Annotated in this window: 16 protein-coding genes; 8 read left to right on the top strand and 8 right to left on the bottom strand. The window is 59.5% G+C overall.

The features are described 5' to 3' along the window. The first annotated feature begins 5 nt into the window (after window positions 1-5). The 3 genes from ACFWW2_RS15300 (at window position 6) to ACFWW2_RS15290 (ending at window position 3,219) form a co-directional block, all read left to right on the top strand. Entirely contained in the window at window positions 6-710 is a 705-nt protein-coding gene (locus tag ACFWW2_RS15300; protein ID WP_393929234.1) for a GNAT family N-acetyltransferase, read from the top strand. Between the two features lie 9 nt (window positions 711-719). Continuing rightward, window positions 720-2,531, top strand: coding sequence for an ABC-F family ATP-binding cassette domain-containing protein (locus ACFWW2_RS15295; protein ID WP_393929232.1), 1,812 nt, complete (start codon window positions 720-722; stop codon window positions 2,529-2,531). Window positions 2,532-2,745: 214 nt separating this feature from the next. Beyond that, window positions 2,746-3,219 carry a GNAT family N-acetyltransferase gene (locus tag ACFWW2_RS15290; protein ID WP_393929230.1) on the top strand — a complete coding sequence of 158 codons (474 nt, stop codon included), beginning with the start codon at window positions 2,746-2,748 and terminating at the stop codon, window positions 3,217-3,219. A 63-nt stretch (window positions 3,220-3,282) separates the two neighbouring features. Here the strand turns inward: ACFWW2_RS15290 and ACFWW2_RS15285 are convergent, their stop codons facing one another. The 7 genes from ACFWW2_RS15285 to ACFWW2_RS15255 form a co-directional block, all read right to left on the bottom strand. After that, window positions 3,283-4,011 carry an SDR family NAD(P)-dependent oxidoreductase gene (locus ACFWW2_RS15285; RefSeq protein WP_393929228.1) on the bottom strand — a complete coding sequence of 243 codons (729 nt, stop codon included), beginning with the start codon at window positions 4,009-4,011 and terminating at the stop codon, window positions 3,283-3,285. Window positions 4,012-4,069: 58 nt separating this feature from the next. Then, window positions 4,070-4,984: a transferrin-binding protein-like solute binding protein gene (locus ACFWW2_RS15280; protein ID WP_393929226.1), complete on the bottom strand. Its 915-nt coding sequence runs from the start codon at window positions 4,982-4,984 to the stop codon at window positions 4,070-4,072. Between the two features lie 103 nt (window positions 4,985-5,087). After that, window positions 5,088-6,071: an autotransporter outer membrane beta-barrel domain-containing protein gene (locus ACFWW2_RS15275; protein WP_393929224.1), complete on the bottom strand. Its 984-nt coding sequence runs from the start codon at window positions 6,069-6,071 to the stop codon at window positions 5,088-5,090. 143 nt (window positions 6,072-6,214) lie between these two features. Further along, window positions 6,215-7,207 carry an autotransporter outer membrane beta-barrel domain-containing protein gene (locus ACFWW2_RS15270; protein WP_393929222.1) on the bottom strand — a complete coding sequence of 331 codons (993 nt, stop codon included), beginning with the start codon at window positions 7,205-7,207 and terminating at the stop codon, window positions 6,215-6,217. 107 nt (window positions 7,208-7,314) lie between these two features. After that, window positions 7,315-8,319, bottom strand: coding sequence for a Fe(3+) ABC transporter substrate-binding protein (locus tag ACFWW2_RS15265; RefSeq protein WP_393929220.1), 1,005 nt, complete (start codon window positions 8,317-8,319; stop codon window positions 7,315-7,317). An 80-nt stretch (window positions 8,320-8,399) separates the two neighbouring features. Then, window positions 8,400-9,221, bottom strand: coding sequence for a nucleoside triphosphate pyrophosphohydrolase (gene mazG / locus ACFWW2_RS15260; protein ID WP_393929218.1), 822 nt, complete (start codon window positions 9,219-9,221; stop codon window positions 8,400-8,402). 127 nt (window positions 9,222-9,348) lie between these two features. Continuing rightward, window positions 9,349-9,909, bottom strand: coding sequence for an outer membrane beta-barrel protein (locus ACFWW2_RS15255; protein WP_393929216.1), 561 nt, complete (start codon window positions 9,907-9,909; stop codon window positions 9,349-9,351). Between the two features lie 235 nt (window positions 9,910-10,144). Between ACFWW2_RS15255 and ACFWW2_RS15250 the strand changes: the two genes are divergently transcribed. From ACFWW2_RS15250 to ACFWW2_RS15235, 4 genes are all read left to right on the top strand, one after another. Next, window positions 10,145-11,302: a M20 aminoacylase family protein gene (locus tag ACFWW2_RS15250; RefSeq protein WP_393929214.1), complete on the top strand. Its 1,158-nt coding sequence runs from the start codon at window positions 10,145-10,147 to the stop codon at window positions 11,300-11,302. A 62-nt stretch (window positions 11,303-11,364) separates the two neighbouring features. Continuing rightward, window positions 11,365-12,333 carry an agmatinase gene (speB, locus tag ACFWW2_RS15245; protein ID WP_393929212.1) on the top strand — a complete coding sequence of 323 codons (969 nt, stop codon included), beginning with the start codon at window positions 11,365-11,367 and terminating at the stop codon, window positions 12,331-12,333. After that, window positions 12,333-13,274, top strand: coding sequence for an agmatinase (gene speB / locus ACFWW2_RS15240; RefSeq protein ID WP_393929210.1), 942 nt, complete (start codon window positions 12,333-12,335; stop codon window positions 13,272-13,274). The genes speB (ACFWW2_RS15245) and speB (ACFWW2_RS15240) overlap by 1 nt, the downstream gene beginning before the upstream one ends. A 69-nt stretch (window positions 13,275-13,343) precedes the next feature. Continuing rightward, entirely contained in the window at window positions 13,344-14,162 is an 819-nt protein-coding gene (locus ACFWW2_RS15235; RefSeq protein ID WP_393929208.1) for a DUF2189 domain-containing protein, read from the top strand. A gap of 27 nt (window positions 14,163-14,189) precedes the next feature. Here the strand turns inward: ACFWW2_RS15235 and ACFWW2_RS15230 are convergent, their stop codons facing one another. Next, window positions 14,190-14,474, bottom strand: a complete 285-nt coding sequence (locus ACFWW2_RS15230) for an SH3 domain-containing protein (RefSeq protein ID WP_393929206.1) — start codon at window positions 14,472-14,474, stop codon at window positions 14,190-14,192. Window positions 14,475-14,631: 157 nt separating this feature from the next. Between ACFWW2_RS15230 and ACFWW2_RS15225 the strand changes: the two genes are divergently transcribed. Continuing rightward, on the top strand, window positions 14,632-15,063 hold the full coding sequence (locus ACFWW2_RS15225; protein WP_393929204.1) for a DUF1499 domain-containing protein: 432 nt from the start codon (window positions 14,632-14,634) through the stop codon (window positions 15,061-15,063). The last annotated feature ends 12 nt before the right edge of the window (window positions 15,064-15,075 follow it).

The following is a 15,075-nucleotide window of genomic DNA, read 5'->3' as shown; positions in this document are numbered from 1 at the left end:
GAGTGATGACAATTCCGTTTCAGACAGGTCGGTATCGGGTCCGCTTTGCTGCGGGCCGGGAGGATATGCAAGCCTGTCAGCGGTTGCGGCATCTGTGTTTTTTTGATGGCCCCGGTGTTGACGCGGATGGGTTCGATGATCGGGCCCGGCATGTGATGGTCGAGGACCCGGTGGGTCGGTTGGTCGCGACCTTGCGCTTGCTGGAGGGGTCTGATGGCTATGCGGCACAGTTCTATGATTTGTCCGGGCTCTCTGCGTTGGACCTGCCGATGCTTGAGGTGGGCCGGTTCTGCGTGGCCCCTGATGTGCTGGATGCGGATATCCTGCGCGTCGTCTGGGGTGCGCTGACCGCTTATGTGGATGCGGCAGGGTTCGCGGTGCTGTTTGGTTGCGCCAGTTTTGCGGGGACGGACCCGGTGGTTTACGGTCGCGCGCTCGCACGGCTAAGGCGGTTTGCGGGGCCGGATGGTCTGCGCCCTGTTGCGCGATGTGATGCCGTGCCTTTGGCTGATTGCGCGCCTGCGGGCAACGGGCCGTTGCCGCCGCTTTTGCGCACCTATCTGGCGATGGGCGGCTGGGTTGGTGATGAATTGATCATCGATCCGGTGATGCGGACAATGCATGTCTTTACCTGTCTGGAGGTCGCGAAAGTTCCTGCCGCCCGTGCCCGCGCGCTGCGTGCTCTTGCGCAGGAGCCCGTGCTGTCATAGCAGGCGGGCATGGCACGTGCTCCTTTACTTCAACTGTCCGATATCGCGCTCACTTTCGGGGGTGATCCCGTGTTTGAGGACCTGTCTTTGGTGGTCCAACCGGGGGATAGGGTGGCGTTGGTTGGCCGGAATGGGTCGGGTAAATCGACCTTGATGAAGGTGATGGCCGGGCTGGTGGAAGCCGATAGCGGTGCGCGCGTTTTGTCGCCAGGTGTGACCGCGGGCTACATGGAGCAGGACCCGACCATGGCGGGGTTTGCGACGCTGGGCGACTATGCGGCGAGCGGGCTGGAACCTGACGAGGCCTATAAGGTCGATATGGTGGCCGAAGGGTTGAAATTCGATCCAGCGGGTCCGGTTGAGACCGCTTCGGGCGGGGAGCGTCGCCGCGCGGCATTGGCCAAGCTGATGGCCGAGGCGCCGGAACTGATGTTGCTGGACGAGCCGACCAACCATCTGGATATCGAGGCGATCGCCTGGCTGGAGAATGAGCTGAAACAGACCCGCGCGGCGTTTGTGCTGATTTCGCACGACCGGGCGTTTTTGCGCGCGCTGACGCGCGCGACGCTTTGGATTGACCGCGGGCAGGTCCGCCGGGCCGAGCAGGGGTTCGACCGGTTCGAGGAATGGCGCGACAAGATCTGGGAGGACGAGGACCAGCAGCGTCACAAGCTGAACCGCAAGATCAAGGCAGAGGCGCGATGGGCGGTTGAGGGGATTTCTGCCCGGCGCAAGCGCAATCAGGGCCGGGTGCGCGCCTTGCAGGAGTTGCGTGCGGAGCGGGCGAGCCAGATCAAGCGCCAGGGTACGGCGGCTATGTCGTTTGAGGGCGGGCAAGTGTCCGGGCGCAAGGTTATGGAGGCGTTTGGGCTGACGAAAGCCTTCGAAGGCAAGCAGATCGTGCGCGACTTTGATCTGACAGTGCAGCGCGGTGATCGGATTGCCTTTGTTGGGCCCAATGGTGTTGGAAAAACAACGCTGATCAAGATGTTGCTGGGGCAGGTTGCGCCGGATGAAGGGCGGGTCAAGCTGGGCACCAATCTGGATATCGCGGTGTTCGATCAGAACCGCGCGGCGCTGAACCCGGAAATGTCGTTGTGGGAAAATCTGGCCACCGATCCTGAACTGGGTGTGTCCGGCAAGTCCGATCAGATCATGGTACGCGGGCAGCCGAAACATGTGGTGGGTTATCTGAAGGAATTTCTGTTTGACGAGGCGCAGGCGCGCGCGCCGGTCCGGTCGCTGTCGGGGGGCGAAAAGGCCCGGTTGCTGCTGGCGCGTCTGATGGCGCGGGAGAGTAACCTGCTGGTGCTCGATGAGCCGACCAACGATTTGGATATCGAGACGCTGGATCTGTTGCAGGATATTCTGGGTGACTATGACGGGACCGTCCTGCTGGTCAGCCACGACCGGGATTTTCTGGACCGGGTGGCGACGACGACGATCGCGATGGAAGGTAACGGGCAGGCGGTGGTCTATGCTGGCGGCTGGTCGGATTACCGCGCGCAGCGGGGTGGTGATTTCGCGGAGGCGGCGGTGGCGACCAAGCCGCTGGCGAAGAAGGAAAAACCGGCGGAGAAGAAGCAGGTTGCGCCAGGCTTGTCATTTACCGAAAAGCACCGGTTGGAGGAACTGCCCGGCGTGATCGACCGGCTGGGGGCAGAGATTGCGAAGCTGGAGGCGTTGTTGGCGGACCCGGAATTGTTCACCCGCGAACCGGTGAAGTTTCAGAAGGCCACAGATGCGCTGGTGCAGCGGCAGGCGGCGCTGGCGGCGGCAGAAGATGAGTGGTTGATACTGGAGGAGAAGGCGGCGGGATGATGGGTGGGAGTATCCATCCTACGGGTGGTTGTCTGGCGGCGGAAGTGGGGAAAGTGTGACGACCGTTGGCAAGGTTGTCTTGCGATTGGCCGGTTAGGCCCTCCGCGCCATCCAGATTTCTAGCGAGATAGACATTTAGTGAGCCTGCGATTGAAGTTTGATGCCTGATATCCAACTAAGAGACGTCCCCCTATGATGGAATAAGGAACTCAAGTTGAAGGATGAGATAACCTTTGCGCGATTGCCCGAAATCGCGCCAGGCGAAATCATTGCTCACATGTCCGATCCCCGGGTGGCCGAGCATATGCCTCTTTTGACGTTCCAATGGGATGAAGCTGCTGTGGCCAAATTTGTCGCGTCCAAGGAAGAATGCTGGAACCGCGATGGGCTTGGGCATTGGGCAGTATTGTCGAACGACCGCTATGTGGGATGGGGTGGTTTTCAAAAGGAAGGAGATGAGTGGGACTATGGATTGGTTCTCAGGCCCGAAGCTTTTGGGTTGGGCGTTCGTGTCTCGCGAAAGGCAATCGAATTTGCTATTGCTGATGAGCGAATTCCATTCGTGACTTTTCTGCTGCCTCCATCGCGCACGAACCTAAGTGCGCTCGACCGGATCGGGGCAGTATTCGTTGGAAAGGTGGACTACGACGGGTCAACATTTCTCAAGTACCGGCTTGAGACTCCGTAACGGATTTGTCCATCTTGCCGATGCCTGATCGGCAATTGCGTGCCTCTATGATCATTGCTGCTCTCACGGCATCCGCAGTGCCCCATCAAGCCGGATTGTTGTGCCGTTCAGGTAGTCGCATGTGATGATGAACTGTGCGAGCGCGGCGAATTCGGCGGGGTCGCCGAGTCGGGCGGGGTAGATGACGTCGGCGGCGAGGGTGTCCATGACCTCTTGCCCAAGCCCTTCGAGCATGGGTGTTCGGAAGATGCCGGGGGCGATGGCCATGACCCGGATCTTGTTCCGCGCAAGGTCGCGGGCCATGGGCAGCGACAACCCGGCGATGCCAGCCTTTGAGGCGGCGTAGGCGCTCTGTCCTTTTTGCCCGTCGAAGGCGGCGACTGAGGCAGTGTTGATGATCACGCCGCCGTCGGTCATGCGCGCGGCGGCGAGGCGGGCCACGTTGAACGTGCCGTTAAGGTTGATGTTGATGGTCCGGATGAAGCTGGCCTGGGTGTGTGGGCCGTCGCGGCCAAGGGTCTTTTCCGCGGTGGCGATGCCGGCGCAGTTGATGGCTGCGTTCAGCCCGCCCATCGCGCCGACGGCGTTGTCGAGACCCTTTTGCACGCTGTCTTCATCGGTCACGTCGACCTGCGCGAAATAGGCGCCGATTTCATTGGCATAGCTTGCCCCACCGGGGTTCTGGTCGAAGATTGTGACAAGTGCGCCCGCCTCCATCAGCCCTTTGGCGGTGGCGGCCCCGAGGCCGGAGGCGCCACCGGTGACGATGGCGCGGGTTTGTGTAATGTCCATGCTGGCCCCTCCTGTTTGGGGCAAGGTGCCTGAGCATGAGGCGAAAGGGAAGTTGCGATCAGTCGAGCCCCGCCACAAAACCACCTGCGCCGATAACAGCGATGCCGTCGCCATTGGCATTCTGTTTGGTGATGTCAAACCCGACAATGCCGCCGATATTGTCGGCCTCTGGCCCGTAGAAGACGCCGCCGATTTCTGATGCGGACGTACAGGTGAAACCGGCCCCGCAATTGGCCACCGTCAGATCGCCAGCAAAGCCGTTTCCGATGATTGCGGTGGGCGCGAGTTCAAGTTCAAACACCTCTCGGGATACTGACGTCTCGTCTTCGAGATCGATGGTGTAGGATCCGGTGATGTTGCCGCTACCGAAATCGGCTTCGAAGAAAGCGCTGGTGCTGCCGCGAAAGCCATCGTCCAGAACGTTGCCATCAAGATCGGATACGGTGCCTGCATAGAATGACGTGCCGGCGTAGAACACGCGACCGGTTGTACTGGCAATCTCGGCCGGATTGGTTTCAAATCCGACGATGGTATAGCCGACGGTTTCCTCATTCACCGGATTGACGGAAGCGCCGCTGTTGAATTCCAAGACCTGGGCGAAGTTGCCGTCAAGTGTTCGGCTGCGGATTGATGATCCGTCGGCCCGAAATGCCTTTCGCTCCACGAACGTGATCGTTTCATCGGCAAAGCTGACAGTGAAATTTTCGCTATCGATCTGTTCAAGCACTTCGTCGGAGGTCAGAAACCGGGCGGCACCCGTATTGGGGTCGCGCACATAGCGCACTATGCGGAGCTTGCTGGTTTGCCCGTCAAGATCGTTGAGCTGGCTGGCATCATCTGCATAGCCGAGCCCGTTGCCGCCGGTGTCCGGATCGGCGCTGCCAAAGAAGAAACCGGGTGGTTGAGCCACGTCTGTGCCACCACAGGCGGCGAGTGTCAGGAGTGCGCCGGTGAGCGTCAGTGATCTGGTCATTCGTTTACCCTTTCGATGATCTTGCGGCGGAAGGCCGGGTTGTCATCAGGGTTACGCGCGGACGCGCGGCTTTATTCTGATATCTCTTTTTTGGCTGCGTTTGTCAGAACCAGAGTGTCACGCCCAGATCGAGCCCGGTGGCTTCGTATTCATCCTGTCCTAGCCCGTCGACGAAAAGCCCGGCCGAGACCTGCCAGACATCGGCGTTGTAAAACTCTATCCCGAGGTCGACCCGTCCGCGCAGATCGTCGGGCACCTGTTCCCCTGCGGATGCACCAAAGCCCAGGATACCGGCGCCACCGATCACGATATCGCCTTGCGCCCGACCAAAGGTGATGGGCACATAGGCCTTTGCGCCCAGATTGGCCTGTCCATATTGGATCGTCTCGGCCTCGACCGGTGTGATGCCAAGCGTGTAGGCATCCATCCTGTCCTCGAACCAGCTGACGCCGCCATTGGGGACCAGAAGCAGGCCGTCAGACAGTTCCTGGGTGGTGAGAAGCTGAATCGCGGCGAGCCAGCGCTGGCTTTTGACGTCATCGGCCCGTGCCCCGAAATTGGCGATGTCATTGCTGGTTTCGCCGGCCAATAGCCGCGCATCAACCGTCAGCCCCGCCCATTGCTGGATGCCGTAAAGCCCGGCCATATAGCCGGTGGCGTCGAACGTGCCGCCGTCAGACCCGTCTTGAAAGGCGAAGTCGTTTTGCAGCATAATCCCAAAAATACCGTTTGGTCCGCTGACGATATCCCCACCAATCGTGACGATGCCCAGATCCAGATCATCGCCACCCAGCGATGACCGCCGTCCGCTGAGCGAAAACCAGGCCGGGCCGTTATACCCTTCCAATTCCGCGACGCCTGTCCCCTGGGTGGTTTCGATATCATCAAGAAGGCCAAGCGGACGCGACAGCCGGTCGGTCTGGCTGAACAGGATGGTCGAGACGCGCGAATCGAGAAAAATCCGGGTCGATTTTTCCTGACTGATCTGTTCATCGGATTTGGCAGGGACTGTCTGTGCCACCGCCGGGGCCGCGAAGCCCAGAAGCGTTATTCCTGCCACCAGTGTCAGGTATTTAAATATGCGCATCAGGACCCCATCCATTTGATTTTAATGGGGACTGGTAGCCATGATTATACAGGCGGGGCAATGCCCCGGCCTGTTTTGCGCGGTTCCTTGCCGGTCAGTTCTGTTTTCCAGACCCGCGCATGCCAGCGGTACTCCCGCAGACCTCAGAACCAGAGCATAACGCCGAAATCTGCGCCGAATGCCTCATATTCGTCCTGGCCCAGCCCGTCGGCGAAGATCTTGCCGGATACGGACCAGGCATCGGCCCGGAAGAGTTCCAGCCCAAGGTCGACGCGTCCGCGCAGGTCATCGGGAATCTGGTCGTCGCCATCGGCCCCGAACCCTTTGATCCCGCTGGCGGCCAGAAGCAGATTGCCATCTGTAGCGCCTAGCGTGACCGGGATGAGCAGGGTGCCCCCGATATCGGCCTGACCATAGCTGACTTTTTCCTCTGCCACATTCGTGAAGCCGAGTGTATAGGCGTCCATCTCGTCCTCAAACCAGCCGACGCTGATATGGGGGACCAGAAAGTTGCCATTGTCGAACTGGTTCTGTCCGGACATCTGAACGGTGGCGAGCCAGCGTGAGCTTTCGACATCGTCTGCCCGGTTACCGCCGCCGCTGACATCGGTTTTGGACTGCCCCGCCAGCAATCGCGCGTCGAAATTCAGCGGTCCGCTTTGCACGATGCCATAGACGCCGAGCATGTAACCGGTGGCGTCATAGCTGTTGCCGGTTGGTCCGTCCTGAAATGAAAAATCGTTTTGCAGCATGACGCCGAGGATCGTCGTTTCCCCCACGAAGACGTCACTGCCGATGGTGGCGATCCCCAGATCGAGGTCAGCATCGTCGCGTGTTGACCAGCGCCCGCTCAGCGTGGCCCACAGCGGTCCGGAATAACCGCCAAGGTCCGCATCTGTGTTCTGTGTTGCTTCGATGCCGAAATTCTGCGCTGCGCGACGGGCCAGCACATCGGGCTGTTCGCTGATAATGGCGACCGCCCGGCTGCCGGTGTAGCAACTCGATGCCTCAATATCCGGTTCGTTTTCCTCTCCGCGGATCAGGTCGGTACATTGTGCGACCGCCGAGGTGGCGCCGCCAAACCAAAGGGCGGCCATAAGTGCAGTTGATGAAAATGTCTTAAACAAGCGGGTCATGATTTTACCCCTCCATTTACTAGAATGCGGCGATTGTCCGCGAAATGGGGGGTAAAATCAATTCTTTAGGCGGTTTTGTTTCCGCAATGTGACTTATGGGGCCGTCATTAGCCGTCGAAGTTCACTTCTTCCATGATCCGCAGGGCGGTGGGCCGATTGGCCGCCAGTTCACTGAGGCTGGTGTCATCGGGTGTGAAACCGCCCCAGCCTGCGACCAGATCAGAGACTGGCGCGCCTTCGAGGACCGGGTATTCGTAGTTGAGCTCTGCATAGATCGACTGGGCCTCTGGCGAGACCAGGAATTCCATCAGCTGCAACGCCTCGTCCCGGTTAGGGGCCGCGTTGGTCATGGCCACGCCGGAGACGTTCACATGGGTGCCCCCATCCGCGAATTCGGGGAAGACGATGCGCACGGAATTGGCCCATTCGGTCTGTTCGGGGTCTTCGAGCATCTTGCCCATGTAGTAGGTGTTGCCCAAGCTGATGTCGCATTCGCCTGCCCAGATTGCCTTGACCTGTGCCCGGTCATTGCCTTCGGGTTTGCGCGCCAGGTTGCTTTGTACGCCAGCCGCCCAATCCCTGGCGGCGTCTTCCCCGGCATGGCTGATCACGGCGGACATCAGGGCTAGGTTATAGTTATGCAGGCCCGAGCGGGTGCAAATCCGGCCTTCCCATTTTCCGGAGGCGAGATCCTCGTATGTTGTCACCTCGCCTTCGGCGACGCGGTCATTGGAGGCATAGACGATCCGCGCGCGCGTGGTCAGACCGAACCACAGGTTTTCATCGCTGCGCAGGGCAGCGGGAATGGCGTTGGTCAGAACCTCACTTTCGACCGGCTGAATGACACCCGCATCGACGATCTGTTTGAGATTGGCGATATCGACCGTCATCACCAGATCGGCGGGGGACCGTGCGCCTTCGGCGCGCAGCCGTTCAACGAGGCCGTCATCAACAAAGGCAAGATTGACGGCGATCCCGGTTTCGGCGGTGAACGCATCCATCACCGGCTGGATCAGCTCTGGCTGGCGGGTTGTGTAGACGTTGACATCGGCCAGCGCGGGGGCGGCGATGGCAGCGCATGTTGTGGCAAGAAGAAGAGTACGCAAAGACATTTTCCAAGCTCCGGTTAATGATGCTTGCTATAAATCCGACTCTTTTGGTCAGGTCAATACCTGAATAAATTAGTCGGGCATTATTCCGCGGCTTTCTCCTGTGCCTTCACCGCGTCCCAGAGCGCATCCATCTCGGCCAGATCGCTTTGCGCCGGGCTGCGCCCCTTGTCGGCCAGTGCGTCCTCGACGGCGGCAAACCGTCTAGTGAATTTGGTGTTAGCGCTGCGCAGGGCCGCCTCTGGATCGATATCCAGATGCCGCGCCAGATTGGCCACAACAAAGAGAAGATCGCCGAATTCTTCCTCGATTTCCTGCTGTGACAGGGTGTTGCGGGCTTCGACCAATTCGCCTGCTTCTTCGACGATCTTGTCGATCACATGGGTTGTGTCGGGCCAGTCGAACCCGACCCGCGCGGCCCGTTTCTGCAGTTTGACCGCGCGGGTGAGAGCAGGCAGACCCACCGCAACCCCGTCCAATGTGCGGGTCTGTTTCTTGCCGGCCCGTTCGGCGGCCTTGATTTTTTCCCAGTCCGCTGTTTGCTGTTCTGCGGATTTGTCCCGGCTTTCGTCGCCGAACACATGCGGGTGACGCGCGACCATCTTGTCGCTGATTGCTTTGACCACGGTGTCGAAGGTGAAGTGCCCGGCCTCTTCGCCCATCTGAGTGTGGTAGACCGTTTGCAGCAGCAGATCGCCAAGCTCGCCCTCCAGATCGGTCCAGTCGCTGCGGGCGATGGCGTCGGCGACCTCGTAAGCCTCTTCAATCGTGTAGGGGGCGATGGTGTTGAAATCCTGCTCGATATCCCACGGGCAGCCGGTGTCGGGGTCGCGCAGGCGGCGCATGATTTCCAAAAGACGCGGCATGCCGCCGTCGGGATCGTGGATCAGAGTGTCGTTCGTCATGGTCCCTCGCTTTCGTGAGGCGACGCTAACGAAATGGCCGGACCGCGCCAAGGGGCGGGGCGTTGTCATATAAGTAAAAGCAAAGCCGCGCTTCTGCGCGTGGCTTTGCTTCTGCTTGTTGACCTGCTTAGAAGTGAAAGGCCGCCCGGATTTTCAGTGTATCGGCTGTCGCATCAAGGTCGGTTAAATCGAATTCCTGGGAGCCTGAGCGCGTGATGTATTCAGCGCCAATCTCGAAAGTGTCGCCAATAATGAACGCGGCACCCACGCCTGCGCCAAAGCCGGTCGCGCTAATGTCATTGGGTCCATATTCGCCGCTGATCGACGACAGAGTCAAAATGCCGTAGAGCAGAACGTCACCGGCAGGGACACCGGCTGTTGCCTTTAGGTCAACGACAAAGTCAACAAAAACCTCGCCGTCGGTGTTTTCCGCTTCAGGTGTAAACTCAACAGCGAGTTCGCCGCCGTAAACAAAGCCACTGGACTGGGCCCTTGACCCAAAGAAAACACCAAAGCCTTCGCTATCTTCGAAGTCGACATCGGGATCGATATCGGTTGTAACATCATAGCTGAGGTTTGTTACGGTTCCGAATGATACACCGGCATAATACCCGTTCCAGTCAGCCAGTGAGGCCGTGGGGATCAGGCTGGCGAGGGCAAGAGCAGAAATCATTTGAAGACGAGCCATGTCTAGTGGTCCTTTATGTGCGTCAAGGTCAATTGCCGGTGCAGATAAGCCGATACCGTAGACCTTGGAATGCCCGAATTCTGGCAATTTTAAGATGTGTTTCGTAAGCCACACTTGCACAAAGGCTGTGTTGATTGATCATCATGAACTGCCTTGCATTACGGGCGCTTGCACGACATCCTTTGCGCTCTCACAGGGTGGTGGGGAACGCCGTATGCTGGTTTAGGAGTGTCTGATGCCCATCATCAACCGCATCGCTGATTTTGCTGACGATATGACCGCCTGGCGCAGGCATTTGCATGCCCATCCCGAGTTGCGGTTTGAGTGTCATCAGACCGCGGCATTCGTGGTGGACCGTTTGCGGGAGTTTGGTGTGGACGAGATCCATGAGGGTATTGCCACATCCGGTGTTATTGCCATCATCGAAGGGACAGGCGGGGGTCCGACCATCGGGTTGCGCGCCGATATGGATGCCCTGCCGATGGATGAGATTACAGGGCTGGATTATGCCTCGACCATACCGGGCCGCATGCATGCCTGTGGCCATGACGGCCACACGACGATGCTGCTGGGGGCCGCCCGTTATCTGGCCGAAACCCGGAATTTCGCTGGCCGTGTCGCGCTGATCTTTCAGCCGGCTGAGGAGGGCGGCGGCGGGGCTGAGGTGATGGTGAATGAGGGGGTTCTGGACCGGTTCGAGATTGCCGAGGTCTATGCCCTGCACAATGCGCCGGGTACGCCGGTGGGGGCGTTTTACACCACGCCCGGGCCGATCATGGCGGCGGTCGATACGTTTCATATCAATATCAGCGGCCGGGGCGGACATGGCGCGATGCCGCATGAGACCGCCGATCCGATTGTGGCAGCTGTGGGCATGGTGAACGCGATCCAGACCATCGTCAGCCGCAACCATTATGCGCAGGATGATCTGGTTGTTTCGGTGACCCAGATCCATACCGGGTCGGCTGACAATATCGTGCCGGAAACTGCCTATATCAATGGTACCGTTCGCACCTTCAAACGCGGGGTGCAGGGCATGGTCATGGCCCGGCTGGATCAGATCGTGGCCGGGCAGGCGGCGGCCTATAGTGTTGAGGCGGAGCTGGACTATGAGGTTGGTTATCCCGCAACGATCAATGATCCGGATCGTACGGCCTTTGCCGCGGGTGTGGCACGTGAGGTCGCGGCCGAGGTGATTGACGATGCGGGCCGCGAGATGGGCGCGGAGGATTTCGCCTATATGCTGGAGAAGCGCCCGGGGGCCTATCTGTTTGTTGGCAATGGGGACACGGCGGGTCTGCATCATCCGGCCTATGATTTTGACGATGCGACGGCCCCGGCGGGTGCGTCGTTCTTTGCCCGGCTGGTGGAGCGTGCGCTGCCGCTGGGATAATCAAATTTCCAGAAATTTGATCCCTCCGGGGGGAGTATTTTGGGAAGAAAGAAGAGGGTCGCATGGCGCTTGAGGATGCAAAAGGGCAGGTTGATCTGGCGTTTACGCGGGCTGATCGTCGTGGGCTGGCCTATGAGAACGCATTTGGCGGAGCGGTGTCGTTTCTGCGCCGTGCCTATAGCAAGGATCTGACCGGCGTGGATCTGGTGGTGACCGGTGTGCCGTTCGATCAGGCGGTGACCCATCGCCCCGGGACGCGGTTTGGCCCTCGTGCGATCCGTGAGGCGTCGTGCCTGCAGCCTTATGATCCGCCCTATGGCTGGGACGGGTTTGATCCGTTGTCGGCGTTTTCCATCGTCGATTATGGCGATGTAGCGTTTGATTACGCCAATGTGCCGGGGGTGCCTGCGCTGGTCGAGGCGCATGTGGCAGGCATATTGGCGGCGGGGCCGGGGACCGTGACATTGGGTGGCGATCATTTCATCACTCTGCCAATCCTGCGTGCCTATGCCGCCAAATATGGCCCGATGTCAGTGATCCAGTTCGACGCCCATTCCGACCTGTGGCCGGATGATGATATGGACCGGATCGATCACGGGACGTTCATGTATAAGGCTGTGAAGGCGGGGTTGGTGGATGTGACCCGGTCGGTGCAGGTGGGTATACGCACCGAATGCGCCGATTATCTAGGGATGCCCTATATTGATGCCCGGACCTGTCACGAACTGGGCAGCGCTTATGTCGTGGATCGTGTGAAGGCGATTGTGGGCGATCATCCGACTTATGTGACGTTTGATATCGATGCGCTTGACCCTGCCTTTGCCCCCGGTACCGGCACCCCGGTCTGGGGTGGTCTGGCAAGCTGGCAGGCAGCGGCGATCCTGCGGGATCTGGCGGGGGTGAATGTGGTCGGCGGTGATGTGGTTGAGGTGTCGCCGCCTTATGACACGACAGGGGCGACGGCAATTGCGGGGGCGCATGTGGCGATGGAGCTTTGCTGTCTGGCGCTTTGGAACAAAAGGAAAAAGTGATGCCGAACCAGCCTATCAGCGGGAATGATCTGGCGCGGTTTTCGGGGCCGCAGACATTCATGCGCTTGCCGGAGGCGGCGTCGGCTGCGGGCCTTGATGTGGGATTTATCGGGATTCCGATGGATATCGGCACATCCTGGCGGTCGGGCACCCGGATGGGGCCGAAGCAGTTGCGCGAGCAATCCGCGATGATCCGTCCCTACAATATCCAGACGGGTGCGGCGCCGTTTGACGCGCTGCAATGTGCCGATCTGGGTGATGTGCCGATCAATACGTTTTCGCTGAGCGAGAGTATTCGCATTATTACAGAAGCTTATGCGGCACATTTGAAGCATGATTTCGTGCCGATGACGTTGGGTGGCGATCATACATTGACGCTGCCGGTGTTGCGGGCGGTCGCGGCCAAGCATGGCCCGCTGGCATTGATCCACGTGGATGCCCATGCGGATGTAAATGACGAGATGTTTGGTGAGCGCGAGACCCATGGTACGGTGTTTCGGCGGGCCTATGAGGAGGGTCTGATCACGCCCGACCGGGTGTTTCAGATCGGGTTGCGCGGCACCGGGTATACGGCGGATGATTTTACCGAGGCTGCCGGGTGGGGGTTCAACCAGTATCTGGCCCCGGATCTTTGGCATAAGTCGCTGACCCCGCTGGCGGCTGAAATCATGGCGAAGATCGGTGATCAGAAGACCTATGTGACCTATGATATCGACAGTCTTGATCCGGCTTATGCCCCCGGGACGGGGACGCCGGAGATTGGCGGACTGACCACGCCGCAGGCGATGGAACTGATCCGGGGCTTGCGGGGCCTGAATATCGTGGGCTGTGATCTGGTCGAGGTGTCGCCGCCTTATGATCCGTCGGGCAATACCGCGCTGACCGGGGCGAACCTGATGTTCGAGATGCTGTCGATCCTGCCGGGAGTGACGTATCGGTAGCTGTGCAAAGCGCCACCTTGCCCCAATACCGCACCTGATGCAGACTGATATGCGGGGGAGGCATGTGTCATGACATCCAAGACCGCAGGTTCCACACCACAAGGCAATCTGACGCCGCAGCAGCCGGGCAGGCCCGCCATCAACAAGGTGACGGCAAATGATATCGCGGAGGCGCTGAAGGCCGGATTTTCCGACTTTCTGGCACGCCCGGTCATGAGCGGCTTTTTCGGTCTGTTCTATGCGCTGTTCGGCATTTTGTTTGTTTGGGTCCTGTTCTGGCTTGGCGAGGTCTGGATGGTCATTCCCGCCGCAATCGCCTTTCCGCTTGTGGCCCCCTTTGCAGCCGCCGGGCTTTATGAAATGTCGCGCCGGTTGCAGAAGGCAGAGAGCTTTGGCTGGTCGGACATACTTTCCGTCATGGCCCGGCAACGCAAGCGCGAGATGGGCTGGATGGCCTTTGTCACCCTGTTCATTTTATGGGTGTGGTTTTACCAGTTTCGAACCGTGTTGGTGATCGTGCTGCAGAATGCGTCCTTTTCGGATTTGGACGGGTTTGTGAACACCGTGTTCTTCACATCCGAAGGCTGGACGTTCCTTGCAATCGGCACTTGCGTTGGCGCGTTTTTGTCGGCCGTTCTCTTTTCGGTGACGGTCGTGGCCATGCCTATGTTGCTGGACCGGGACATCGATTTCATTTCTGCGATGCTGACGTCGCTCCGTGTTGTTCAGGAAAATCCGGCGGTCATGCTGGGATGGGCGGCGATTATCACCGTCACCATGCTGTTGTCGTTGGTTCCGGCGTTTCTGGGCCTGATTTTCACGCTGCCGATCCTGGGGCACACCACATGGCATCTTTATCAGCGGGCTGTGGCCCCGGCGGAGAGATGATCCTTGTAGCGGGTCTTCAGCCCGACACTACCCGTCGGTCAGATAATCGGCCGAGACGTAGCCGCTGACCTCTGGTGCGTCGGCCAGTGAAACCTCGCACCAGAGTTGGCCGACTTCGGTGAGGCATGTGCGTCGATTAAGAACTGTGCCTTCCGGCAGGCCCATGATGATGTTGAAACCCAGGCTGGGGCCGGATCGCAGTTTGAGCAATTCATCGCCCGTGCCGGCGACAACGACCCTGTCTGTGCCAAGCGTGGCGCAGCCAGCGGCCATAGTGAGGGCAAAGAGTGTGCTAAGGGTTTGGCGCTGCATGATATGACCTTTTTGTTTTGCCTTCGATAGCGCGGCCATTGCCCAAAGCCTAGTGTGTTCTTTCGGCATGGTTTGGGCTGGCAGCCCGCGCGCAGAATGCGTACACAGCGCGTAGACCTGTTTTACATGCCCCGAGCTGAAGGAGCGATGCCGATCCATGCGAATTCTAGCCTTTCTGTTGGTATTTGTGCTTGTGGTTGTGGCCTATATCCGGCTTGCGCCGACCAACGCGGCACGCTGGCACAAATTGCCGGATATGGCGGAGCCGGGCGATACGTCCGAGGAGGGTGGGTTTTTATCGGTCCGCCGCATTACGGCCCCCGCTGATGAGGTGTTGAAGGCGGTGGAGCAGCGCGCGCTGGCCACGCCGCGCACCCGGCTGATTAAGGGCAGTGTGGATGAGGGTATGATGACATTTCAGAGCCGTTCGCTGGTCATGGGTTTTCCCGATCATACGACGGTGACGGTGCAGGGGGACCTTCTGGTGATCTATGGACGCCTGCGCTTTGGCCGGTCTGATCTGGGGGTCAACCGTGCCCGGATCGCGGGCTGGCTGGAAACGCTTGGCCCCTTGACCGAGCCGCTGTGATGCGCCAATCGG

This window comes from Yoonia sp. R2-816, from assembly GCF_046762905.1.
Lineage (GTDB): Bacteria > Pseudomonadota > Alphaproteobacteria > Rhodobacterales > Rhodobacteraceae > Yoonia.
Note: the sequence above shows the minus strand (reverse complement) of the source record. Positions and strands in the feature narration are given on the sequence as shown.